The sequence below is a fragment of the Bradyrhizobium sp. 2TAF36 genome (assembly GCF_052114925.1).
Lineage (GTDB): Bacteria > Pseudomonadota > Alphaproteobacteria > Rhizobiales > Xanthobacteraceae > Bradyrhizobium > Bradyrhizobium barranii.
In genome coordinates, this window is record NZ_JBFRFR010000020.1 from 12,831 (window position 1) to 35,928 (window position 23,098).

The window sequence follows — 23,098 nt, forward strand, 5'->3', positions numbered from 1 at the left end:
GGAAAAAGGAACGTGTTATGGTCAAGGAGCCTAAATCGCCCGACGTCGTCATCGTAGGTGGCGGATCCGCAGGCGCCGTGCTCGCGAGCCGCCTGAGCGAGGACAGCGCGAGGCGTGTTCTCCTGCTGGAGGCGGGTAAGACATACGCGCCTACGGAATATCCGGACGTGATAGCGAACGCGAACCGCGTCGGGGGCGACCAGACGCACGACTGGGGTTACCACACCCAGGATCACGTCGGACTCGGTCACGATGTGACGGCGCTTCGCGGCAAGGTGCTCGGGGGCAGTTCAGCCATCAATGCTGCGGTCGCGATGCGCGCCAGACCGTCCGATTTCGCGCGCTGGAGTGCGCACGGGATCGAGGGCTGGTCCTTCGACGACGTTCTGCCGATCTACAAGGCGATGGAGAACACTCCCACAGGCGACGATGCCTGGCACGGGCGTTCAGGCTCCTTTCCGATCCGACAGCGGACGATGGAAGAGAATACTCCGTCGATGCGAGCCTTTGTGCTCGCCGCTGAAGCGTGCGGCTTGGCACGCGTAAGCGACTTCAACGGAGCGGAGCAACACGGTGTGTCGCCTTATCTGTTGAACGTGGTCGACGGCAAGCGCATCAACACGGGTATGGCCTACCTCATCGACGAGGTGCGCCGCCGACCGAACCTGACGATCATGGGTGGCGTCGAGGTCGACAGCGTCGTCTTCGGCGGYCGCAGGGCGACCGGCGTTCGTCTCGCGAACGAAGATACGATAGCGGCCGGACAGGTGATCCTGTCGGCCGGCGCGTACGGTAGCCCTGCGATTCTCATGCGCTCGGGGATCGGTCCGCGCTCACATCTGCAGGAACTCGGCATTCCCGTCCTCGTCAATGCCCCGGTCGGCGCGCGGCTGAAAGAGCATCCGTTCTACTACAACATCTACGCCCTGAAGCCGGAAGCGAAGTCGATGGCGCCGGCCGCGGGCGCCATCATCTGGACCAGATCCAGCGAGGCTGGGCCCGCCGAACTTGATCTGCATATTTCCGGTACGCACATATTCGATCCAGCGCAAAGCCCGACCGGAGGGGCGATCGTCCTTGCCTGCTCGGTCACGCTTCCTGAATCGAGCGGATCAATCCGCCTGGCGAGCCGCGACCCGCGCGCTATGCCGCTCATCCGCTTCAACTTCTTCCAAGATCGAAGTGACCTGCGCCGGATGATGGAGGCCGTGCGCCTCTCGCGCAAAATCGGAAGAACGGCGCCGTTCAGCGAGGTGGTCGAACGCGAGATGACGCCCGGCAACGAGGTACAGGATGACGACGCGCTGGAGGCGGCGGTGATCGCGTCTGTCGACGGATATTCTCACCCGACCTCGTCCGTTCCTATGGGCGGTCGCGCGGACCCTCGCGCCGTCGTCGATGCGAAGGGCGCGGTACGTGGAACGGATGGCCTGCACGTCATCGACGCGTCGATCATGCCGGACACCGTCTCGGCGCCGACGAACATCACGACCATCATGATCGCGGAAGCCCTCAGCCGGCACTTCTGACCCCTATGTCATCTCGCAGCCGTCGAGCATCGTCGTCTCCTCTGGCGCGCCCCTCCGCGCCGGCAGCGCCGCCGCTCGGGCCGCGAGTACTCGAGGACCAGCACATCGGCCGTTTCGGCGCGCGGATCGGCGAGCTCTCCTGCCACTTTTCCTCGGCCTAGGTAAGAGATGCACCAGCGCCCTCAGCGAACGATGCTACCTGCGATGCTAATACGTTTTCGTTGGTAGGTTGGCGGCAGAGGCCAGGCGTGAGCTTCTCACGCGGTGCCCCATGGCAAGCTCGCCTCGAATATACTCATCGTCGAGCGGCGAGGCATGCCCCGGGGACGACATTCAGAATCTAGATGGCTTCCACGAACCGAATAACAACATCACCATCACGCTGCAACGGCGCGGCGCGTCTTCATCGCATGCCATGGTTCGATCCACGCGTCAAAGACGATGCGGGCCGTATGCACCCCCGCTTCGGTGACGATCATGCCAGAAAAGGAATGACCTACCAGGACCGTCGGCCGTCTTGCCGTGCCGGCACGCGCTCTGCCAAAGCGACTGCTTCAGGCAGCTTGGCCAGCGGATTTTGCACGGAGGTAGCATTGAAGCCCACGCCCCGCCGGCGAAGAGCCCCGCACGAGCGCGACGGCGCGGCCCTTCGGCGGAGGCATCTGCGGCCATGCCGCGAGTGGAGATCAGCGAAGCTACTGCTCCTTAGCGGTGTAAAACGTGCGTCTGTGCATCATCATGATGCCTGTTCCATTGATCATTGGTTGGGAGGGGACAGTCTTGATGCCATCGCCTGGCCTGCGTTCAGCAATGCCAGCGACGCAAATGGCCGCGCGTCGCATCTAGTCATCTGTAACGCAAGTTCGTCACATTAGTTGATAGCTCGATTCTCTACAGAGGAGAGAGCTCGTGGCGAATGGTGAGCGAGGCCGGCCGATCGCGCCGTCGGTGCTTAGTCCGCGGGAGCGGGCGTACTTGGAGAGGCAAGTTCGTCGTCATCGCGTTGCCCGATCGCTATCTGAGCGCTGCCGCGCGATCCTGCGGTGGATGGCTTGCCAAGCAAGTCGGTGGCTGCCGAACTTGGCATCCATGAACACACCGTTGGCAAGTGGCGCCGTCGATTCTTGAAGGATCGCTGTGATGGCCTGCTTGACGAAGCCCGCCCTGGCCGCCCTCGAACCATCGACGACGATCAGGTTGCTGAGGTAATCGAGCGGACATTGCGTACGACGCCGCGCGACGCGACGCACTGGTCGATCCGCTCGATGGCTGCGGAAACTGGCTTTTCTCACACCACGATCCGCAGAATGTGGACGGCGTTCGGCTTGCAGCCGCACCGTAGCCAGACATTCAAGCTGCCGAGCGATCCGCTGTTCGTCGACAAGGTACGCGATATCGTCGGCCTTTACCTGTCCCCGCCGAACCGAGCCCTTGTCCTCAGCATCGATGAGAAAAGTCAGATCCAGGCACTTGATCGCGAGCAACCGGTCTTGCCAATGATGCCTGGCGTACCGGAACGTCGCACGCACAGCTATGTGCGGCATGGTGCGACCTCGCTGTTTGCCGCGCTCGATGTCGCCTCGGGGTTCGTCATAGGCAAATGCTACAAGCGCCACCGCGCAGTTGAGTTCTTGAAGTTCCTCAAAGAGATCGACGCTCAAATCCCTGAAGGGCTCGATGTCCATATCGTCATGGATAACTACGCCACCCACAAGACGCCTAAGATCAAAGCGTGGCTCGCCCGCCGGCCGCATTATCACGTCCATTTCACGCCGACTTCCGCGTCATGGATCAATCAGGTCGAGCGCGGGTTCGCTGAACTCACCAGAAAGCAGATCCAGCGAGGTATTCACACTTCAAATGGACCAAGTCCGCAGACCAGATTTTGGCTTCCGTCAAACGCTTCTGCCACAATGCCTAGCAGACTTTATGTGGCGACTTTTAGATTCACGTGACTAGTTCTGAAGGCATTGGTTTGCGGGGTCGCGGAGTTGTGCTCACATCGATCTTTGCTTCTTACTCAGTGATCTTCACGAATCCTTGCTGGACGAGCTGTGACGTTCTCGCCATAGCATCCGTATTGACCTTGATGTCCGCAAGCAAGTCCTCGTTTCCCCAACCGTGGGCCTTTGCGGTCGCGCCGCAAAGCTCAACCTTCACGCCGCGCTTCTGCAGACCGGAAATGAGATCCTTGTAGGGATTGCCCGTCGCAATGTTGCGATCCGCGTTATACGCCGTGTCGTGCAGAGTCACATGCCCAGCATTCGTATGGAAGACTGCGACAATCTCCGAGGTCGCGCTCCAACCCGCGATGTCGTTCTTAATGAGCTGCATGTGAAAGATCGAAGCCGGAAGGTCTCCCTCGAACTGTAGGGCGCCGATGCTGAATACGATCTTCACATCCGACAGCTTGACCGGGATGTCGATGTGAAGCGGCTTTTCGGGCACGGACATGTCAAGGCTCCTGTCAGGTTTGAATTGTTGCGCTTCCACGGAAGCGAAGGCGATAGCGTGGGCGCTCGCGCTGAGGGTATCAGACGCCCTCATAGACCAGCCTGGTGAACAAGGCGGGCGTGATGAGGAACTGGCCCCATTTCGCGTCGAATTGTTCGGTTGGCTTGGCCGCGATGGTCTCATCGAGCGAGCGGCCCGAGCGCTTGAACATTGCGACTTGATCCCGGATGGCGACGAGCATGTCGCGATAGGCGATCAGCTCGTCCTTGTTGCTCACGGCACTGGCACGGTTGGGCAGGTTGTGGCCGGGGATGACGATGGTTTTGCTTCCGGCGGCGGCGATGTTCTGCTGAGCCGCCTTGATCATCCCGTCGATGTTGCCGCCGGTCGAATAGTCGATGAACGGATAGATGCCGTTCCAATAGGTGTCCCCGCAATGGAGGATTTCAGCCTCGGCGAAGCTGACCGAGATGTCGCTGTCCGTATGCGCGGGGCCATAGTGCTTCAAATTGAGGGTCGAGCGGTTGATGGTGATGCGCTTGTCCGAAGAGAACACCTCGGTCGGCACCGCGGCCAAGGGYGGCGAAGGGAACGTGTAGTCCCAGTCCGCGACTCTCTGGGTGGAAAGCAGATGCTTGTGCGTGTTCTCGTGAGCCAGAATGGCAGCGCCTTCCTCACTTAGCCACTGATTGCCGTCCGTGTGGTCGAAGTGCCAGTGAGTGTTGATAAGGTGCTTGATGGGATCGCGGCTAAGGCTGTTGACAGCCTCCAGGATGCGCGGGCGGGTAGCGGTAATGCCGGCGTCGACGAACAGCTTGCCGTCTCCGCCTGTCAGAACGGCGATGTTGCCGCCAGAGCCCTCGATGACCGCGACATTGCCGCGCAGCTTGTGAATCTCGATGGGCATCGTCGCGGCAGAGTCACGGATCGTATCGACGATGTTGCGTGCTTCGGCGAACGCTTCGGCGGGCTTCAACCAGTCACGATTCGTACCGAGACCGGCGGCGACGGCGCAGCATATGCAAAAGCTGCGTCGTGACAGTGTCTGCGGGGTGCGCACGGACATCGGAGACTCCTCTGATAGATTGGATGGTTTCCAGGGTGGCGGTCGTCCTTGCTGCGCTGCTGCTCCTTGGCGCGCCTAGTTTTATGCCTCGATGAACGCCAGAAGATCCTAATTGATCACATCAGCATGGGTGGTGAGCATTCCATGGGGGAACCCGGGATAGATGTTCAGCGTCGCGCGGTTAAGGAGCTTCGCCGAGAACAGGGCAGCGTCCTTGTATGGCACGATCTGAACGTCGTCTCCGTGCATCACGAGCGTTGGCACTGCGATGACCTTCAGGTCCTCGGTGAAGTCGGTTTCGGAATAGGCCTTGATGCCCTCGTAATGCGCCTTAGCCCCGCCCATCATGCCTTGGCGCCACCAATTCGCGATGACGCCCTCCAGCGGTTTCGCGCCGGGCCGATTGAACCCGTAAAACGGACCGGACGCGACGTCGCGATAGAACTGGGCGCGATTATCCGTGAGGCCCGCGCGCAGCCCATCGAATACTTCGATGGGCAGACCATCCGAGTTGTTCGGCGTTTTCACCATGATCGGTGGCACGGCCGACATCAATACCGCCTTGGCGACCCTACCCTTGCCATGGCGCGGAACGTAGCGCGTCACCTCTCCTCCTCCGGTGGAATGCCCAATGTGGACGGCATCGCGCAGAGCCAGATGGTCTACAACTGCGGCCGCGTCTGCAGCGTAGTGATCCATATCGTGGCCGCCCGAAACCTGGCCTGAACGCCCATGGCCACGGCGATCGATGCCGATGACTCGGTATCCCCGCTGGACAAAAAACAGCATTTGCGTATCCCAGTCATCGGCGCTCAATGGCCAGCCATGATGAAAGACGATAGGCTTTCCTTGACCCCAGTCCTTATAGAAAATCTGGGTACCGTCTTCGGTTTCGACATACGGCATGTCGATTCACTCTGTTTACGATTTCCGTCTTCAACGGCGGAGATCTGTACCGACTGTCCTTTTGATTATTCCGCGTGGGTTCGCCCATTCGAATGTGGCGAATGCTTCACCAGCTTCGGCGCTTAAGCTCATCGATCTCAACCTTTGAGTCCACTATGTTCCGGTCGAGATCAGAGCCTGATCTCACGTGTATCCACGGATCCAGCGCAACCACATAATCAGCAACTTTGGCCCTTACACAGATGCAGATGGGTGACAGACTGAGTCAGTTATGCAAGTTTCTAGTGGAACAGATACCGTTCTGGGGCTTTCAGAAAGGCGGATATGTCTGAGACGTATCGACACGAATATATTGTGCGAACGCTGAGCAGCCTGATTGAGCGTGGCGTGCTGCGGCCCGGCGATCGTATGCCTTCGCTGCGAGAGACGCGTGAAAAATGCGGAGCCAGTTTGGGGACCATAATGCACGCTTATGTACGGCTCGAAGACTACGGTCTCATCGAGGCACGGCCGAGGTCCGGCTACTACGTGCGCTCACGTCTGTCACGGCCGGCCGCAGAGCCTGTGATGTCATCGCCTCCAACGGCGAGTACAGAGGTCACCGTTGCCAACTTGGTGTTCGACGTGCTTGAGGCAATCAAGCGGCCCGAAATCGTGCCTTTAGGATCGGCCTTCCCAAGTCCCGAACACTTTCCCACCGAGAAGCTGAATAAGGCGGCGGCCGATGCGGCACGCCGATTGCCCGTGTGGAGCAGCGTAAGAGATTTGCCGCCGGGCAACGTTGAATTGCGTCGGCTCATTGCGTTGCGCTACGCGGAAGCGGGAGTAGACATCGCACCCGAGGATATCGTCATAACCTGTGGCGCTATGGAGGCCATCAATCTCAGCCTGAATGCCGTTGCAAAACCGGGCGACATCATTGCCATTGAGTCGCCAACCTTCTACTCGTCTCTGCTCTCGATTGAGCGAATGGGGATGAAGGTGGTTGAGATCGCGACGAGCCCCCGCGACGGCATTGATCTTGTCTCGTTGCAAAATGCGCTGGATACCCTTGATGTGGCAGCCTGCCTCGTCATGTCGAATTTCCAGAACCCACTTGGAGCGTCGATGCCGGATGAGAAGAAACGGGAATTGGTTGCTATGCTGGCAAAAACCAACACTCCCCTCATCGAAGATGATGTCTATGCGGAACTCTACTTCGGCAAAACAAAACCTCGACCGGCCAAGTCCTTTGATCGGTCAGGGCTCGTCTTACACTGCGGGTCCTTTGCCAAATGTCTCGCGCCGGGCTCCCGCATCGGCTGGGTCATACCCGGCAGGTTTAAGTCGGAAGTCGAGCGTTTGAAGTTCATCAGTACCATTTCAACATCGTCGTTGCCGCAGGCTGCCCTGGCAGAATACCTGAAATACGGTGGCTATGAGCGGCACTTGCGCRGATTTAGGCAACGTCTAACGGAAGCACTTGCAGCCATGACGCAGGCCGTGACGACGCATTTTCCTGCGGGCTGCCGGCTCACGCAGCCCCAAGGCGGTTATATGCTTTGGGTCGAAATGCCAAAGTCGATCGACGCATTGCGGTTGCACCAACTGGCCTTGGCGGAAGGGATCAGCATCGCCCCCGGACCTCTTTTTTCAGTTAAAAGAAAATACAAGAATTTTGTCCGCCTGAACTATGGCCATTTTGATGTCAAATCGACTGTGAATGCGGTGCGGACATTGGGCCGCCTTAGTGCTGATCTGATGCGGTAGAATCGTATAGTGCCTTTTGTTGCTCAGCGAGAGTCGCGTTGCTGCTTGGTACTTAACGGACGTCGATAGTTGGTGGTGTCCGCTTAAATCGCTTTCGCCGAAAGGACGAGGCCGCTTGCGCTCACGAGGCAGTGCCGTCATTCGATGCCGGATCGGTTGGGCGCCCCAATACCGAACGGGCCACGAAAGTCATCTCGCAGGTCGAAGCAATCTAGCTGATCGACGAGGCCGGCCGTCACGTGGCTTCGCAAGCGCGGACGGATCGCCCATAATTTCGAGGTGGCTGCCGAGCTGCGCAAGGCGATGGAAACACGGATCGGGGCTAAGGCGCTATACAACAATTAGAGTGCAGTCCTCCGTGTCACCGCTTCGGAGAGACACCCGCAGCGACCGATTCCGTAATGGCCCTGATCTTGGCGCCGCATTTAGTTGGATTTGCAGATTTCGAGCGGTGATCAAGCTGAGATTTCCTCAAGTTCGTCGCGCGCAAGTGCTTCGCCGATGCAACGGTGTGCGCCAAAACCAAAAATCGGACACAATCGCGGTTGACAGCGCACCGGCTGCAGCTAAACCGCTCATGCCTGCGCCGATTATTACTGCCTGTTTACCGATCGTTCTACCTGTCATAGGAAACTCTCTCTAACTCTCTTCATAGACCACTGTGACATAAGGCGACTTTATCGTTTGTTTCGCCGCACATGCATTCAGAAGCGCAGAATCCGATACCTAATAATAGGCGGCTAATGCGTCGCCGCGATCGTACGAAGGCGGGCCACGCACGATGCGCGCCTGTTCGGCGCCGTTTCACAGCATTGCAAACGTAACCACTTCCCGCCGATCTGCAATCAAGCTGTAACCGCCGTCTCCCTACAGTGGCGCGATGAAGAACCATGCAGGTTATAATTACGTGCTGATCGCCCGTGGTGGGGAGGCGACATGCCAGAGGTGAGTAACATTCCACCGGGCTCGTCGTACTGGCCAGCCGATCCGGCCGAGCCTGTTCTGGACATCTCCATCGGTGATGCGCTGCGCGCAGCCACATCAACATGGCGAACCCGCACGGCCCTGATCGACGGAACCTCGGAGGAGCAGACGCGTCGTCGATGGACGTTCGAGGAGTTGCTTACGGAATCGGAGAAGGTCGCGCGGGCACTATTGCTCCGTTTTGTTTCAGGCGAACACGTTGCGATCTGGGCGGCCAATCGCCCGGAGTGGGTAATGATTGAACTCGGCGCATCTCTGGCGGGTCTGACGCTCGTCACCGTTAACCCTGCGTATCTCGGCGAAGAGCTCGCATTCGTCCTAAGACAATCGCGGGCGCGCGGCATTATCGTTCAGGATGTCTACAGGAACCGGAACCTTGCGCAGGCAGTCAATGCTGCCCGTGACACACTTCCAGATCTCCGCGAGGTCATCGCCCTGTCCTCATGGCCGGAGTTCCTGAAGAGCGGCGAGGCGCGAACAGCATTGCCGTCAGTCAAGGCCGCCGATGTCGCTCAAATACAGTACACGTCCGGAACGACCGGTACACCCAAGGGAGCGCGCCTGACCCATCGTAATCTGGCGAATAACGGGCGCATCTATGCGCGGACGATCGGAGCGGGGCCGCAAGACATCTGGATCAATCCGATGCCGATGTTTCACACCGCCGGTTGCGGGCTTTGCACGCTCGGTGCTCTGCAGACGGGCGGTGCCCAAGTTCTGCCGCCGGGGTACGATCCCGAACTTATGCTGAGCTTGTTCGAGCAAGAGCGCGGCACCATCATGCTCTGCGTTCCGACCATGCTCATTCGGATACTCGACTCTCCATCCATTGCACAGAGAACCCTGTCATCCTGGCGGCTAGTCACGCTCGGCGGCGCGCCCATTCCTCCAGAACTGGTGCGTCGGGCTCGAGCGAAGGGCGTAAAGGTTGCGATCGGGTTTGGCCAGACCGAGGCCTCTCCGTATTTGACGCATACGCTGCCCGACGATCCTCACCCTGACTGGGTTTCAACGGTCGGCCGGCCCATGCCGCAAACCGAGATCAAGATCGTCAGTACTGAAACCGGCGCGATTCTGCCGGTCGGAGAGATCGGCGAAATCTGCGCTCGCGGATATTCCATCATGAAAGATTATTTCGACAATCCCGAAGCGACGCGATCGGCAATCGATTTCGAAGGCTGGCTTCACACCGGCGATCTGGGGAGTCTGGACGAGCACGGTTATTGCCGCGTACAAGGTCGGCGCAAGGAGATGATCATCCGCGGCGGCGAGAATATCTATCCCCGCGAAATTGAGGACGTTCTGTATACCCACCCCGCCGTAATGGGAGCCGCGATCGTCGGGATTCCGGACCGCGAATGGGGTGAAGTGCCCGTCGGATTTGTCCAGACCAAGCCGGGGTATGAGGTCGCCGAGCAGGAATTGTCGGAGTTCTGTCGAGAACGCCTGGCCTCTTACAAGGTCCCCCGTATCTGGCGGTTCGTCGACCAATTTCCGCAGACCGCATCCAGCAAGATTCAGAAGTACGTTCTTCGCAAACTTCACTTTGCAGAGAAGGTCCCGTGACGCACTTGGGATGAATGCGATTTCTGCTGCGCGAATGCGCAGCATGGTTACGACGCCGCTTTACACACGTAAGAGACACGTAAGAAGGAGCTTTCCATGGGCACGCCGCTCCCGATATCGGTCCTCGATTTCTCGCCAATGCGTGACGGCGAGACGGTAAGCGATTCGCTGCGCCGAACCGTCGAGCTGGCACAGCTGGCCGAGTCGTTGGATTATCGGCGATTCTGGTTTACCGAACATCACAATGTCCCACGCCTAACCAATGCAGCACCGGCCGTCGTGCTCGCACACATCGCCAGCGTGACGAGATTGATCCGCGTTGGCTCCGGCGGGGTGATGCTGCCCAACCATTCGCCGCTGGTCGTTGCGGAGCAGTTCGGGACGCTGGCGGGGCTGCATCCCCGTCGGATTGATCTCGGGATCGGGCGCGCGACGGGCGGCCCCGGTGCGGATTCGGAGATATTCCGGATGCTACGCAAGCCGCCCGATGCGCGCGATCGATTCAAATGCGACCTCGACGAGCTTCTGGCGCTGCTCGGTGAGCGGCAGGCGGACGACGCTGCGTACGTCCCTGCGCGAGGCCTCGATGTTCCAGTGTGGCTCCTGGGATCGTCAACATCGTCGGCGGCGCTGGCCGGAACGCTTGGCCTGCCGTTCTCCTACGCGAGCCATATTGCGCCCGATGACCTGCAGGTCGCCTTGCACACCTATCGCAGGAATTTCCGAGCTTCCAGAACCCTTCAGCGCGACTATACGATGGTTTCCGCCTTCATCATTGCTGCGGAGACCGATACTCAAGCCCAGGATCTGCTGGCATCGATCCGGCCGATCCTGATGCAGTGGTTTCGCAAGACAAGCGTGCCATTGGCGACGGACAAGGTCACGACATCCACTGCAGCGGCAACGCCTGAGCAAGACCTGCCCTATGCTATCGTGGGCTCGCCGGAGACGGTGCGATCCGGTATCGAGGCAATGGTGCGAAAGACGCTGGCCGACGAACTGATGGTCGTCACGCTGATCCGCGACCCCGCTGCTGCCCGCCGCTCTTACGAGATCGTTGCCCGCATCTGCAGGAACATCACCCGTGAGCCCGCGAGATCAACCACTGGCTGAGCATGTGGGAGTCCCGAATTCGTCGACATCTCCCACACAATTCTCGGCAGGCAATTGCTACCTTTTGCTGACGTTTGGAGCTAAAATGAAACCTGGTGTCACCACGGAATTTGAAACGACGGAATTCGCAGGAATAACCGCCAAGATCATCAACCCCTTCCCCAGCCCGTTCACTGTCCTCGACATGACTATCAAGCCTGGTTTCGGCGCGCCTGCTCATATCTCGTCGACCGAAGACAAGCTCTTTATGGTAATCGAGGGGCAACTAAAGTATCTCATCGGCGATAAGACCGAAATTGTCGGCCCCGGCGCCCGCGTGATAATTCCAAGGGGCGTCATTCACGGCTTCACAAATGTCGGCATCGGTGAAGCCCGGCATATCCTTGTGTCCACGCCACGCCGCCACGAGGAGTTCTTCCTCGATTTGCACAGCATACCGCAACCGCGTGAGGAGCACATGGATCAACTGCCGGCGATCGCCCAACGTCACGACCAAGCTATCGTCGGGCCATTGCCGTAACGGTGTTTCCCTCTTCCGTCCGAGACAGATGGTGCGGCAGTTCTTCATCGAACTATTGGCGCGGCTGATGGGCTCCGCGCGCCACCGTGTCAATCAGATCATGCGAGACTAGGTGTCTTCGAGTGTGATCAAGTAGCAGCACGGCGACCTTTGCTTAGCGGACCAAGCCAAGCTTAAAGAGCGAGCGCGGAATAATCCGCATGCGTTTTCCAGCCATTGTCTAGTCGCGACGCTGTGGACGGCACGCCTGACCGCTTTGATTTTGACGCGGGCCCGCTTTGGGTCACGGGACGACCCAAGGAAGGGCGTGTCCGCTTTGGTCCAGACTGTGTAAAAACGTTTTTCCTCCCCACGCAACCGGGGACGATCCGCGTCAGACACGACGGTCTGAGCATATTTTTGCTTATCGAGTCCGGAGTCAATCCGGACGCGAGCTCGGGCCACGCTAAGCGACCTGAACGGTCGCACGATGCACATAACAGCACGAGCTCTTCACGCCCGGATTGCCACTAGGAGCGGCTTGATGCCGACGATGTTCATTACGCGCGTATGGTTGTAGGCGAGTACGTTCAGCGCCATTTCGGTCGCGACATTGAGCAGCCGCTTCATTAGAAAGTGTGTTGCGCCCATCCGCATCTTCCGTGTGGCGAACGGATGCTCGACGGTTTCGCGGCGCACACGCATGGAGGCATTTCCGCACTGCGGCCGACCGGGTTTTAACGTTCGATCCGCCGCCCCGGCTCACTAAAGACTGAGCCGAGTAGTGTGGGGTCAAAGAACGTAGTTCCATGCCGAGAAACCCGGCGGGTGTTGCGAAACTGAGACAAGGTTATTCGCGGTTAGATGGCCGGGCGAACCTCAAACCGGGCGCGACGGGCGCGCGATTATCGAAGGGGAAAGGGCCGGGCGCGTCATCAAACCGCCCACACATGCCGCCCCTCGCTGGGGTGGCRGACCCTGACCTCCCCCCTACCTAAATTCGTGACAATTTTCGCGCACCTGCAAACCAGCTCGGACGCAGCAGAAAATAAATGCTCAAACTGCCTGCTAGAGCAACCGCGATGAGAGATCGTGCTCCGCCAACTATCTGAAAAGCGGCGGTCTTTTCTTCGGCTCACGGCGAACGCTCGCACTCGACCGATGGCGGTCATCAAAAACTGGGGCAGCGGAAAAAAATCCGTGAATGGAAGTGGGGCCGGTCCGCCAGCTGGGAGGTGTCGAGGAATTGCCCACCCCCTCGCTGCACCTGCCTCGTCCCCGGTGGCTTTTGTATTTAATTCCAAAATTTTGCGTACGAAGGAGGGAGACCGGTCCGGGGCATCAATCCCTAGAGTTTTGACTACCCCCGCCATCGACAGCGTCTTCCTCATACTCTTCTGCCGCCAGCTCTAGCAGCGGCAGCTGATCAGGCGGAGGCGCTGATATCCGGCTGCGGCTAGCCGGCGTAAAGCCGAACTCTGACGCAATGCGCATCATGAGCTCTGCCTGCCTGTTGGCAATCGACAGATACGGCGACTGGATGGGATAGCCCGTCGGCGACTTCACCATCGTCCCGTATTTCTGGATCTGCTCCATCGCCTCCGCCCAAAGCGCGTAGGCGCCGCAGTAGGTGGCAAGCGCACCACGGTCCAGGTGTGTGACTAAATTCAGCTTGGAGAGTTCCGCGGTGAGGCGGATCCATTCTTGCTTGGCGACGGGGCTTAGCTGAGGAGGACACTCCGGCATTGCGGGCTCGGGCCTTGGCTCATGGGGATTGAGAGGTCGTTTGCCGGGATTGCCGGTCAACGCCTTGATCCTAGTCGACTTCGGGCGGCGGCCGCGCATCATGACGTTTCTCCAACTGACGGCTCTTCTGCTGCGAGGGCGTCAAACAGAACATCGTCGCTCACACGCTTCGCCTTCTCGCCCGTGAAGACTTGCCAGCGACGGATCGCTACGTCGACGAATAGCGGATCGATCTCGCGTGCGAAACAAACTCGCCCGCACGATTGCGCTGCAATCAGCGTAGTCCCGCTACCCAAAAATGGTTCGTAGATGGCCTGTCCAGGGCCAGAATTGTTAAGCATCGGCCTTCGCATACACTCGACCGGCTTTTGGGTAGCGTGCCGAGTTTCCGCGTCTTGCCCACCGCTACCGATCGTCCACAACGTGGTCTGCTTTCGGTCGCCGGTCCAATAGCCCTTCTTCCGCACCGCGTACCAGCAGGGCTCGTGTTGCCAATGATAGTCTCCCTGGCTCATCACCAGACGCTCCTTGGCCCAGATGATCTGCGCCCGGACCGTAAAGCCGCTCTTGGCGAGGCTTTCGGCGACGATCGTCGAACGGAGTGCACCGTGCCAGACGTAGGCGATCTCACCGGGGAACAAGCTCCAGGTCGGGGTCCAATCCGCGATCTCATCGTTGCGGATCTTGCCCTTGCGCGCTGAGGTGTTGACCCCTCGTCGGTGCCGCCATTGGTCGTATTCGACACCATAGGGCGGGTCCGTGACCATCAACTGCGGCGCAGTCCCCGCGAAGAGCGACTCCACGAGGTTGGCATCCCTGCTGTCGCCACATGCAATCCGATGGGCACCCAACTGCCAGATATCGCCTGGCTGCGACACCGCGATTTCGGTAACCTCGGGGAGCTCGTCCTCGTCCGTCAGGCCACCTTCCACTCGCGAAAGCGCCCTCGCCAATTCCTTGCTGGTGAAGCCGAGGGTCGAAAGATCGGCGCCCATCCCCGAAAGATCGGCCAACTCAAGGCTAAGCATTTCAGCGTCCCAGCCGGCGTTCAGAGCAATCCGATTGTCGGCGAGCACAAGTTGTCGCCGTTTAACTTCTGTCAGACCATGAAGAACGACCACCGGTGCTTCGGTCAGTCCGAGCTTTCGGGCCGCAGTTCCAGAGCGGCGAGCAGGCGATCCTTATCAACTGTCGCGGAGTTTGGAAGCGCAATCTGGGGGTAGTGTGCTTGGAAAACAGCAGGATTGAGAAGCAGGCTGGCGACGATGTCGTCCCAAAACAACAAAGCCACGGCAAATTTCCCTTCAGCGACACGCTTTTCTGATATCGCGCGCACCTGCTCTTGGAGCCTTGCATCGTGATCAGCGGTAGTCGCGATAACAAGGTTGTCAGGCGTCCTTTGAAATCCTCTGCGTTCTCAATCTCACTAGTAACGTCCTTGATTTTGAGTATCTGGTACCTCTTGCACTGTATTCCGACAGGCCGTCCAATCTCGTCAGGGCCATAGATGTCGACGCCCTGCTGCTTCTGGCCTGGACGACCGTTTTTCTGGAGAGGGGAGCTTTTCCATCGCAACATTTGAGCATCTCGAACGATCGTTTCGAAATCCTGCCAGTTTTTCGGTTCAGGTAGGGGCATGGATTGGATGGTCGGCATGAGGAGTGTCTTTCGGCTGGAGTGCGCGGTTCGAAGGATCGAATCGATGGGTTCAGCGCTCAAGCGTTATGCGAAGCCGTCTCGCACGGTCCCGGAATGCACGGTCTCCACCTTCCAGAATATCGCAGACTTTTCGTCGGATCTTAGCCTCGTCCAAGCCTCCGGATTGATAGCTGATGGGTGGGAGGCCTTCCAGCGAATGGGGGCCAACACTCGCGATGATGATTTGGTCAGCGTCCGTGTTGATGACGAGGTTCGCGTTGTGGGTGACCATGATCACTTGCCGCTGTCGTTTGGCGGACTGGAACAATGGTACCAGCTCGTCGTATATCGACTGGGGATCGAGGTTCTCTTCAGGCTGATCAATGATCAGGGGGCGATCATCTGCATCGTCAAGTGCAAGGTACAGCAGGACCAGGACAATCCCACGCGTGCCAGGTGAAAGCTTCTGAATGTCGATGCCGTCGTATTTGATGCCGTATTCGATGGAGATATGCTTGGTGCTGTAAAGCCACTGGGCAAACCGCTTGGTCCAGGGACGGTAGTTGGGCGTGTCGCTCGTGACGTAGGGCGCCTTTTCCAGCAGGGCTTGGCTGTGTTTGTTTCTGAAGTCCGTCATTGCGGCTGCAGCAGCCTGGGCATCGCCGGTCTTCCAAGCGGCTGCTAGCACGGCGTTGGCTTCCTTGGCCAGAGAACCGATGCCCCGAAACGGACCGGTGCGCAGATCGAAGAGGTCCTGCTCACCCGTCTTTGCCCACTGTTCGACATCTACGACGCGCGAAACGGTAAAGGATAGTTTGGCCAGTGTGCCGCCCGCCGATGCTAGGCGTCTCATGAGAGGCGCGTATAGATCCTTGAGTATGGCTTCTTCACCGATTATCGCCTCAAAGACACGAACGTAGCTCTGCTCGCGTGAGACAACCATTCCGGCAGCCCGGTCGTGGGCACCCTGGCAGTCCGTAAGTTGCTCCCTGAGTCGTCCGAGGACAACGTTTTCGTCCTGGATGCGCTTGATGATCGCGCCCAGTCGCTTGGATGTCTCAGTATCAGCGGCGACTATCGTTCCAAGTCGTTGAATATCCGCTTCGAGAGACGCGAGAGGTATTTGTAGGAGATTGGCGGAATCGAGAACGTATGCGCCATCCGCTTGAACTGGAGATGTGGGCGTTGAGCCTCTCCATCCTGCTGCGTTTCTATCCGCCTCACTGGCCTTCTTGGTGACAACGCCATCTACATCCCCGGAATATTTCAAAAGAAAGTTATTCCACTCGGCGTTATCGATGCCGGAGYGCTGGTGGCGCTCCTGCAATGCGCGCARGGCGCCCGGTGCCTTGTTCTGACGTAAATCAGCAACCTCGTTGTTCAGCTCGGTGAGACTTGCACGTTGGTTGGCAAAGTATCGGATGTTGTTACGGACAGTCTCGGCCGCCACCAGCAGCTCCTGGAGGCGCGTTGCTGCCTTGCTCTCTCCTTTGGGCAGAAGGCTCTGGCGATCGGCCATATACTGCGCAATGACGCGTTCCTTCTCGGTAACCTGGGCCGTAAGTGCTGCCACCTGTCGGGATTTTTCCATCTCAATGCCGATCTGGTCGGATATTTGAACCAGCGCAGCCTCTTCGCGGTCGCGGGAATCCCGATAGGGGCCTGCTCTGAGGGAAAGAAGTTCGTCGAAATCCGCCATTCCATCCCGTTCATTTGCTGGATGAGCTTCGAAGATAACGCGCTCAATTTCTTTGATGAGAGTGGGCATTCCCTCAATCGAGCACAGCTCCTCGACAAATTGCTGGGACAGGTACCGCGCACGCGGATAGGCGTCGAAAGACGCGTTTACTGGTGATGCCAAAGAGCGCGTTACCAGATCGTTGCGACTCTTCCACTTCAAGGAGATCCGCGACACGCCGAGGTGTTCGCGAGCGCGTGCCAGAAACGAAGCGCGATCAGAAGAATCGGTGTACGAATCGCAGGCCGCTGCAATCATGTCAGCGAGGGCAGTCTTTCCGGATCCGCGAGCCCCAATCACGGCAATCAGCCCCGGGTTCAGCAAGAGCAGCGGTGTCTTCGCCCAAGAAGCCTCCTCTATGCGAACGCCCTCAATGATTTGGGAGTCAAACGCCGGGGAGGGAGGCATCGCCCCGACATTTGCCCTTTCGGGGTCGATACAGGCCTGCCGGAGGCTGTCAAAGGTCGGTTTGCCCTTGATCCAGCAGAGGCGGTTTTCGTCGGGCTTTCCGATGCGCGCTAGCTCATGTGCATCGCAGCCCCAAAGGCACGGCTTGGCACCGTTGTAGCGTTCCTGGAGCTCCTGCTCACTGCAAGCGCCGCGTCCGAGCCAAAAATCTCTCTGCTTGAGGCTCCCGGCAAAGATGATGTGGGCCGCTTTCTCCATTTCCTGACGCATTGTCACGTCAGCACCGTCTTTGACGCCTGAGGTGCCGTCCGCGCCGCCCGCCACGGCAATTAGGATATTCTCCTTGGCGCAGGCCATGCCACGATAGACCTCAAGGAGATTTTCGCGAGAGACCTTGAACTGCGTGCAGCCATGCTTCAGTGCTGCTTCATCGCTCGTTTTCGAAGGGTCTGCCCGACGGCCCAGACGAACGAGGTCGGCTTCAGAGCAAGCGAACCGGTCGTCGAGGGCAGAGAATGTGAGGCGACCGAGGAAACGATGCAGTTCATCCAAATGCTTCGGATCTTCGGGACTTACTAAGAGGTGGATGTTGACGAAATTGCCGCGAACAGTGCCAGTGTTGAGGCGCAGCTCGATATTGGGAAAGAGCAAATCGCAGTTCTTTATACGGCCCTGTTCTTTTTTGGCCTTTACCCTCTCATATGACCGGGGGATGCAGTAGTCAGTAACTCCAATTGCTCGAAGCGGTGGCGAGGCCGCCTCCAATGCATCGAAATAGGCATCCCAGCCGTCCTTCGGGAAGCGATCCTCCAAAACAGTACCCGGCGCGTGAATATGTGGCTCCCACCTGTGCCACTCGGAGCCGCGATTGGGTATAAGATCGGCAACTTCCATGGGTCCCCCATTTTGACCTTTAAGATGTCTATTGGTAGGACCCATGCTCCGGGTTGTGCTGTTCGACAAGTAGAAAGATAGAAGTTCGACAATTGCGCATCAAATATTTCGTCTACGGGTCAATAGAGCACGGCGAGATCGCAGGCGCGTTGTTGCGTACCCTTTTCAGCTACCAGATTAGCGCGTCATGAATTGTGCGATATGGCGATTCTCGAAGTCGGATGCTCTTGCCTGTCCGAGAGGAGTTGCAAGAGCCCCAATCCATCCGAGTTGAAAAGCGTCTGGAAACACTCGAATTTCAAGAACCGTACCGAGTCCGCGGGGTCCAGAGCTCTGGAGAGAAATGACCCATTCGGAGAAGAATGGGCGGACTCCGTCGATTGGAAGTCCGGAGCTCAAGTCAGAAAACGCTGCTAGTACTTGGCTAAATTACCAACATCCCTGCGTAGAGAACCGAGGGCTTCGGCAGGGATGGCGGAGCGAGTGGGATTCGAACTCCTGGTACGGTCGGGCGGCAGTCCTGATCAAACCAGTCTCCGCCGATAGTCACCGCAAAACGGGAATATTCGCGGACAAGGCCGGAGACTTTCGGCGATTTCCGGCTCAAGTTTGGCGACTCGAGAGTCCGGAGACGCAATCGAATGCGCGAAAAGCTGGGATTTCCTGTCCATTCTTGCGTTTCTTGGGGACCCTGGCTGAACGCACGAATGGGTGGCTGGGGCGGGAGGGATCGAACCTCCGAATGGCGGAATCAAAATCAGCCCAATTCCCCAATAAAATCAACGCGCATTCCGAATTTTCGTGCTCTGTTCACCCATTGACAACGCTGAGGACTTTTTGACGTTCGGAATGAGATTGCCCCTTAAGCCGGATAAAATCATGACAACCAAAACGATCGTATTGGCTATTACGCTCGCCGGCGGCGTGGGCACTTTTGCGCAGTCGGAAGCTCACAGGCTGCACCATCCAGGCGAGCTGATCGCTCCCTGCGACACCACCCTGAACCGGATGCCGGTCTCCGGATCGCGGGTTACCATGTTGGCCGCGGTGCGGGCGAACTCCTCCCGGCACCAGTCGCGGTTCCATCGGGCCAGGCTATTCAACGAAATTGTTCCGCTGCCGAAAAACCTTGACGTCGCGATATCTGGATCCTAGGTTCAGGTTGTTGAACAAAGAACCACTGTTCCTAACCCGGATCGCCCCCATGAAGCCGACAAACGTCCCCGGTCTACTCCACCTCCAGAACGAGGCCCACGAGCTGCGCAACGCCTTCGAGCTCTTCACACGCCGCCTCGATGCTCTTGTCATCGAGCAGACCAAGGACGCGCCAGCGACCGGGCCAGCGGACTGGAAGCGCGCCGACGGGCGACTCAACGATGCTGGAATTAGCGCTATGGAAGCAATGTTCGCCGCAGGCCGCAGCGTGAGCCAAATCGCGGAAACTTTCAAAATCGCCAAAAGTGCTGCGAGCCACAGAAAACAAATTTGGAGGGCGAGGACCGGCGCGCAGGGGTGAGGGCGCGCCAGACCGCTCACCATCCCGCTAAAATTCCATCCCGCAGGAGTAACTATGACGAAACTCAAGAAGGCATCCATCATCGTGGACGACTCGCAGTATGCGCGTCTCTCTGATCTAGAGAAGTCGAATATCGCCAACTTCTCTGCGCATGCGAAACGGTACTCTCATCGGCTTGCGCTACCTCTCTCGAAAGATTTGTTCACGCAAGGCCTTCAGGCCTATCTTGAACAGATGGATGTCAAGTTTGCTCGTATACCCTTCCGGTCAATCGACACGGTCTACTACCTATTTAAAGATGCGATGTCGATGAAGTCGATGATGGATTTCATGGCTAAAGCTGACCCCGAGGAATTCGGTACCAGCTCCAAGGAGTTCGCTACACGCCACTGAGATAACTGCTTTCCACAGGGCAGTTGTTCAAGTGAAACCCGGGATAGGCTGCTCCGCCTACTCTCGGGGTTTGCTTTGCTGCGATGGTCGGCAAGACCGACGATCACGCGCGGGCATACATCAATAAGAAGGGGCGGAGGGTCAGCATTGTTCGATCAGATCATCACCAAGATTGCAGCTAACATCACGATGCTGGCAGCCGTCATTCCGATCATCAAGTCGAGCTTGCAGATCATCCGGTCGAATTGGCGGTTGATGCGGTCAAATTGATCCATGTTGCGCCGCGCATAACGCTGGTGGGTCTAGGCATCGAAACAGTTGCACATTCTCAGGACGGATTGTACCGAATCTTTGCTCCGAGGAGGAAACGTGATGGATGAGGAACGCGCGAAACTAGTGACCAGCAAGATGCTCGAAGCTCTCAAAACAACAGACCCGTTGACTAACACCGAGGCCTATTACGGTCTGGTCAGCCTTGGCGTTTTGTGGCAATCGCCAGAGCTTGACGACGACTTGGACACGAAAGAGAACCTGGTGAAGACGAACGAGTTCTTGGTCAAATACGTCCCGCCTGACAAACACGATGCCGTTCGCGACTGGATTGCTGGGACTCTCGGTTCGAACGAAAGGGCCGAGACTGCGACCGCCCACTAGCGCAGGAAGGCCCGTCAGCCTCGCCCTCCGATCGCAACCATAACCTTGGCGAGACCTCTTCTGGATCAATCCAACCGCCGAGCTTCTTGGCGCGTCAGCGCCCCCGTTTGCTTTCTGTTGCTGAAGTGGAATGGAAATGACTGCTGCATACGACGACATAATGCGAGGCAAAACCGCCCTCCTCCAGCGTCTCAAGCGAAATCACCCCAACCACGTGAAGGTGACGATCGACAACATCGTGGCGGCCGGCGAGCTGGTGAAGAGCGGCGATGCCGAGCCGGTCGAGATCGCCAATGTGCTCTACGTACAGCTCCCACGCCCGTGACCCAGCAGAAGCTTGAGAAATGAAACGGCGACAGGCTCAGCTGGCTATCGAAGCAATTGAAGGAAGACTGATGACTATGCATAACGTGTTGCGGCTCACCTGCGCCGCCGCGGTCGTCGCTGCCTGCACCCAGGCACAAGCAGCCGACAGACGAATGCCGATCGATTTCATCGGTGAGTGGTGCAATCCAACCACATTCAAAGGCGAAACTAACTACACGCTACCGAGCTGGTCGGAGGACCACACCTGCAAGGAGATCATGTCGATCGACCAGTACGGCTTCGCGTTCAACATGGGTGGCGACAAGGAGATATACTGCGAACCCGAGAACATCCGGACGTCGCGTGACACGGCTCAGTCTGGCACCGCTTACTTAGCCACCATCGTGGCCAGTTGCTACATTGGTACCGCACCTAGCCAAAAGACTCGCCGGACTTACGAGTTCAACCGGTACAAGGGCAATATCTACATCAAGCAGAAATAGCTGAACGGGCGGACCATCCGTCGCTCTTGAGGGACTCCCGCCACACATACTCACTCAGTCCAAAAACTATTGCGCCAGCAACGTCAGGTTGCCTCTGATGATCGCTAAGGCAACTTTATCTGAGGCCAAGCCACGCCCAGTTCCCATGACGGATGATGGCCGCCCAGATTCCACACGTCCTTGTCTATCGTCATCATCAACTCATTAAGAGTCTGCGATTCGCCTATCTCATAGCGTGGGAACGTCGTACTTCCACCAGGAATTACGGCGGTCGGTGAACTCGGGTAGCCGTGGATCACCATCGGATCCGAGGTCATGAGTTCGACCTCGAGGCTATAGGGCTGAGTAGGCCGGGAGTTGACGGCTCTAATCACAGTAGTGGCGTGAACGACACAGACGACGTTCCAGTGCAACTCTGTTATTTCGAGTACGCTGTGACGTGGTCGGCCGTGTTCAGGTTGCTCTTGCCAGACAAAGCGCTCGATGAGCCCCTCGCTGCTTATCCGGTCTAGTCCGAGGCTGTTGGTGCCCTGAAACTCCCGTTCAACAGCTCTGAGCCGAGGCGCCCAAACGCGGGTTGTGCGGAGATCGCCCCATCGGAGTTGATGGATTTGTCCTGTGCCGCTGAATGCGCGCGTGTCAATTTGCTTCAGCCACGGTTGTTTCGGAAGGTTCATAAGGAGGAAGGGCGACAGTGGCCGCGCCGTGACGCGCAGCGTCCAGATGCCGAGCCAAACTTTTGTTGTTCCGTGTTCAGTGTGGATACCTTGTACGCCTCGATATGGGTGCGTACGTTGGTGGTCACGGGGGATCCATGAATAGAAGCGGTCGCTGCTATCCTTGAAAGACTTCTCAGCATCCGCCGCAGCGCGGGCCTTCTGCCGCGTCATCTCCTGGATTTCAAGCATGCTCATTGGTTCTGCGCGGTCGTTGCGTCGAACATAGCAATGATTGTTCTGCGAGTGTCGGTGCGGAGCCAGGTATGATTCGAGCGTCCGCATAATGATGACGCCGCTCGTGCCGTCCGCCTCGGTCACGACCCCTTCGCACTCGAAAACGGGTAGCTTCGGCTCTATCCGGTCGCTGATCGCTTGATGCAATCGAGCGGCGGCTTCTTTGCAGCGTGGAATGGGAAACAGCGGCGGCTTCGCCCGCTTGGTCGCGGTGTCCTCGTCGATGCCGACAATAAGCGTCCCACCCACCGTGTTGGCGAATGCGATGATCTCTGCTGCCAGCTCATCCTTCGCATCGTCTCCTACTTTCCCATTGGTCATCCATGGGTCTACGCCCTTTTTGGCGGGGAGAGTGCGCTTGAGTTCGAAGTCTAAGGTCTCGGCCGCCTCGTCCTGAATGACGGCATGCACTTCCGACGCGACGACTTCAGTTAGGTGGGTGGGGAACATGGCTCTGCAAGTATGTTTATGGTGAAATTCTTG

Annotated in this window: 19 protein-coding genes and 3 pseudogenes; 12 read left to right on the top strand and 10 right to left on the bottom strand. The window is 58.1% G+C overall.

Going from position 1 to position 23,098, the window contains the following annotated elements; translation table 11 throughout:
- Positions 1-17 precede the first annotated feature (17 nt).
- Complete coding sequence (locus tag AB4Z51_RS13320) at positions 18-1,529, top strand: GMC family oxidoreductase (protein ID WP_441497532.1); 1,512 nt, start codon at positions 18-20, stop codon at positions 1,527-1,529.
- 452 nt (positions 1,530-1,981) lie between these two features.
- Here AB4Z51_RS13320 and AB4Z51_RS13325 read toward each other — a convergent pair.
- Positions 1,982-2,269 (bottom strand): annotated as a pseudogene (locus tag AB4Z51_RS13325) (alpha/beta hydrolase); the annotation flags it as partial.
- 169 nt (positions 2,270-2,438) lie between these two features.
- On the opposite strand from AB4Z51_RS13325, the pseudogene AB4Z51_RS13330 reads away from it, so the two are divergent.
- Positions 2,439-3,450, top strand: a pseudogene (locus AB4Z51_RS13330) (IS630 family transposase).
- A 95-nt stretch (positions 3,451-3,545) separates the two neighbouring features.
- Here the strand turns inward: AB4Z51_RS13330 and AB4Z51_RS13335 are convergent.
- From AB4Z51_RS13335 to AB4Z51_RS13345, 3 genes are all read right to left on the bottom strand, one after another.
- Entirely contained in the window at positions 3,546-3,983 is a 438-nt protein-coding gene (locus AB4Z51_RS13335) for a DsrE family protein (protein ID WP_439035929.1), read from the bottom strand.
- 79 nt (positions 3,984-4,062) lie between these two features.
- Positions 4,063-5,049, bottom strand: a complete 987-nt coding sequence (locus AB4Z51_RS13340; RefSeq protein WP_441497533.1) for an MBL fold metallo-hydrolase — start codon at positions 5,047-5,049, stop codon at positions 4,063-4,065.
- A 108-nt stretch (positions 5,050-5,157) separates the two neighbouring features.
- Complete coding sequence (locus tag AB4Z51_RS13345) at positions 5,158-5,955, bottom strand: alpha/beta fold hydrolase (protein WP_441497534.1); 798 nt, start codon at positions 5,953-5,955, stop codon at positions 5,158-5,160.
- Between the two features lie 324 nt (positions 5,956-6,279).
- Here AB4Z51_RS13345 and AB4Z51_RS13350 point away from each other — a divergent pair, with 324 nt between their 5' ends.
- The 4 genes from AB4Z51_RS13350 (at position 6,280) to AB4Z51_RS13365 (ending at position 11,887) form a co-directional block, all read left to right on the top strand.
- Positions 6,280-7,704: an aminotransferase-like domain-containing protein gene (locus tag AB4Z51_RS13350; protein WP_441497535.1), complete on the top strand. Its 1,425-nt coding sequence runs from the start codon at positions 6,280-6,282 to the stop codon at positions 7,702-7,704.
- A gap of 936 nt (positions 7,705-8,640) precedes the next feature.
- Positions 8,641-10,254: an AMP-binding protein gene (locus tag AB4Z51_RS13355; protein ID WP_441497536.1), complete on the top strand. Its 1,614-nt coding sequence runs from the start codon at positions 8,641-8,643 to the stop codon at positions 10,252-10,254.
- A gap of 96 nt (positions 10,255-10,350) precedes the next feature.
- On the top strand, positions 10,351-11,367 hold the full coding sequence (locus tag AB4Z51_RS13360; RefSeq protein WP_441497537.1) for an LLM class flavin-dependent oxidoreductase: 1,017 nt from the start codon (positions 10,351-10,353) through the stop codon (positions 11,365-11,367).
- An 85-nt stretch (positions 11,368-11,452) separates the two neighbouring features.
- The gene (locus AB4Z51_RS13365; protein ID WP_441497538.1) at positions 11,453-11,887 is read left to right on the top strand and encodes a cupin domain-containing protein; all 435 of its coding nucleotides are present in this window, start codon (positions 11,453-11,455) and stop codon (positions 11,885-11,887) included.
- Between the two features lie 492 nt (positions 11,888-12,379).
- On the opposite strand, the pseudogene AB4Z51_RS13370 reads toward AB4Z51_RS13365, so the two are convergent.
- The 5 genes and pseudogenes from AB4Z51_RS13370 to AB4Z51_RS13390 form a co-directional block, all read right to left on the bottom strand.
- Positions 12,380-12,571, bottom strand: a pseudogene (locus AB4Z51_RS13370) (IS5/IS1182 family transposase); the annotation flags it as partial.
- Between the two features lie 636 nt (positions 12,572-13,207).
- On the bottom strand, positions 13,208-13,714 hold the full coding sequence (locus AB4Z51_RS13375; RefSeq protein WP_441497539.1) for a phage terminase small subunit P27 family: 507 nt from the start codon (positions 13,712-13,714) through the stop codon (positions 13,208-13,210).
- Positions 13,711-14,733 carry a DNA modification methylase gene (locus tag AB4Z51_RS13380; protein WP_441497540.1) on the bottom strand — a complete coding sequence of 341 codons (1,023 nt, stop codon included), beginning with the start codon at positions 14,731-14,733 and terminating at the stop codon, positions 13,711-13,713. The genes AB4Z51_RS13375 and AB4Z51_RS13380 overlap by 4 nt, the downstream gene beginning before the upstream one ends.
- A gap of 11 nt (positions 14,734-14,744) precedes the next feature.
- A complete protein-coding gene (locus tag AB4Z51_RS13385; RefSeq protein ID WP_441497541.1) occupies positions 14,745-14,903 on the bottom strand; it encodes a hypothetical protein in 159 nt (52 codons plus the stop codon).
- A 417-nt stretch (positions 14,904-15,320) separates the two neighbouring features.
- Positions 15,321-18,290, bottom strand: a complete 2,970-nt coding sequence (locus tag AB4Z51_RS13390) for a TrlF family AAA-like ATPase (protein ID WP_441497542.1) — start codon at positions 18,288-18,290, stop codon at positions 15,321-15,323.
- Between the two features lie 879 nt (positions 18,291-19,169).
- On the opposite strand from AB4Z51_RS13390, the gene AB4Z51_RS13395 reads away from it, so the two are divergent.
- From AB4Z51_RS13395 to AB4Z51_RS13420, 6 genes are all read left to right on the top strand, one after another.
- Positions 19,170-19,445 carry a hypothetical protein gene (locus AB4Z51_RS13395; protein WP_441497543.1) on the top strand — a complete coding sequence of 92 codons (276 nt, stop codon included), beginning with the start codon at positions 19,170-19,172 and terminating at the stop codon, positions 19,443-19,445.
- Between the two features lie 49 nt (positions 19,446-19,494).
- Positions 19,495-19,806 carry a hypothetical protein gene (locus AB4Z51_RS13400; protein ID WP_441497544.1) on the top strand — a complete coding sequence of 104 codons (312 nt, stop codon included), beginning with the start codon at positions 19,495-19,497 and terminating at the stop codon, positions 19,804-19,806.
- Positions 19,807-19,860: 54 nt separating this feature from the next.
- Positions 19,861-20,199 (top strand): hypothetical protein, encoded by a 339-nt coding sequence (locus tag AB4Z51_RS13405; protein WP_441497545.1) that lies wholly within the window; start codon positions 19,861-19,863, stop codon positions 20,197-20,199.
- Positions 20,200-20,571: 372 nt separating this feature from the next.
- Positions 20,572-20,853, top strand: a complete 282-nt coding sequence (locus tag AB4Z51_RS13410) for a hypothetical protein (RefSeq protein WP_441497546.1) — start codon at positions 20,572-20,574, stop codon at positions 20,851-20,853.
- A 160-nt stretch (positions 20,854-21,013) separates the two neighbouring features.
- Positions 21,014-21,178 carry a hypothetical protein gene (locus AB4Z51_RS13415; protein ID WP_441497547.1) on the top strand — a complete coding sequence of 55 codons (165 nt, stop codon included), beginning with the start codon at positions 21,014-21,016 and terminating at the stop codon, positions 21,176-21,178.
- A gap of 19 nt (positions 21,179-21,197) precedes the next feature.
- Positions 21,198-21,662: a hypothetical protein gene (locus AB4Z51_RS13420; protein WP_441497548.1), complete on the top strand. Its 465-nt coding sequence runs from the start codon at positions 21,198-21,200 to the stop codon at positions 21,660-21,662.
- 104 nt (positions 21,663-21,766) lie between these two features.
- On the opposite strand, the gene AB4Z51_RS13425 is transcribed toward AB4Z51_RS13420, so the two are convergent.
- A complete protein-coding gene (locus tag AB4Z51_RS13425; protein ID WP_441497549.1) occupies positions 21,767-23,065 on the bottom strand; it encodes an AlbA family DNA-binding domain-containing protein in 1,299 nt (432 codons plus the stop codon).
- Between the last annotated feature and the right edge of the window lie 33 nt (positions 23,066-23,098).

What these genes read in the sequence shown, in the direction of transcription:
- AB4Z51_RS13335 (WP_439035929.1), bottom strand. Translation starts at nt 3,983, where the DNA reads ATGTCCGTGCCCGAAAAGCCGCTTCACATCGACATCCCGGTCAAGCTG.
- AB4Z51_RS13345 (WP_441497534.1), bottom strand. Translation starts at nt 5,955, where the DNA reads ATGCCGTATGTCGAAACCGAAGACGGTACCCAGATTTTCTATAAGGAC.
- AB4Z51_RS13355 (WP_441497536.1), top strand. Translation starts at nt 8,641, where the DNA reads ATGCCAGAGGTGAGTAACATTCCACCGGGCTCGTCGTACTGGCCAGCC.
- AB4Z51_RS13360 (WP_441497537.1), top strand. Translation starts at nt 10,351, where the DNA reads ATGGGCACGCCGCTCCCGATATCGGTCCTCGATTTCTCGCCAATGCGT.
- AB4Z51_RS13365 (WP_441497538.1), top strand. Translation starts at nt 11,453, where the DNA reads ATGAAACCTGGTGTCACCACGGAATTTGAAACGACGGAATTCGCAGGA.
- AB4Z51_RS13375 (WP_441497539.1), bottom strand. Translation starts at nt 13,714, where the DNA reads ATGATGCGCGGCCGCCGCCCGAAGTCGACTAGGATCAAGGCGTTGACC.
- AB4Z51_RS13395 (WP_441497543.1), top strand. Translation starts at nt 19,170, where the DNA reads ATGACAACCAAAACGATCGTATTGGCTATTACGCTCGCCGGCGGCGTG.
- AB4Z51_RS13400 (WP_441497544.1), top strand. Translation starts at nt 19,495, where the DNA reads ATGAAGCCGACAAACGTCCCCGGTCTACTCCACCTCCAGAACGAGGCC.
- AB4Z51_RS13405 (WP_441497545.1), top strand. Translation starts at nt 19,861, where the DNA reads ATGACGAAACTCAAGAAGGCATCCATCATCGTGGACGACTCGCAGTAT.
- AB4Z51_RS13410 (WP_441497546.1), top strand. Translation starts at nt 20,572, where the DNA reads ATGGATGAGGAACGCGCGAAACTAGTGACCAGCAAGATGCTCGAAGCT.
- AB4Z51_RS13415 (WP_441497547.1), top strand. Translation starts at nt 21,014, where the DNA reads ATGCGAGGCAAAACCGCCCTCCTCCAGCGTCTCAAGCGAAATCACCCC.
- AB4Z51_RS13420 (WP_441497548.1), top strand. Translation starts at nt 21,198, where the DNA reads ATGAAACGGCGACAGGCTCAGCTGGCTATCGAAGCAATTGAAGGAAGA.
- AB4Z51_RS13425 (WP_441497549.1), bottom strand. Translation starts at nt 23,065, where the DNA reads ATGTTCCCCACCCACCTAACTGAAGTCGTCGCGTCGGAAGTGCATGCC.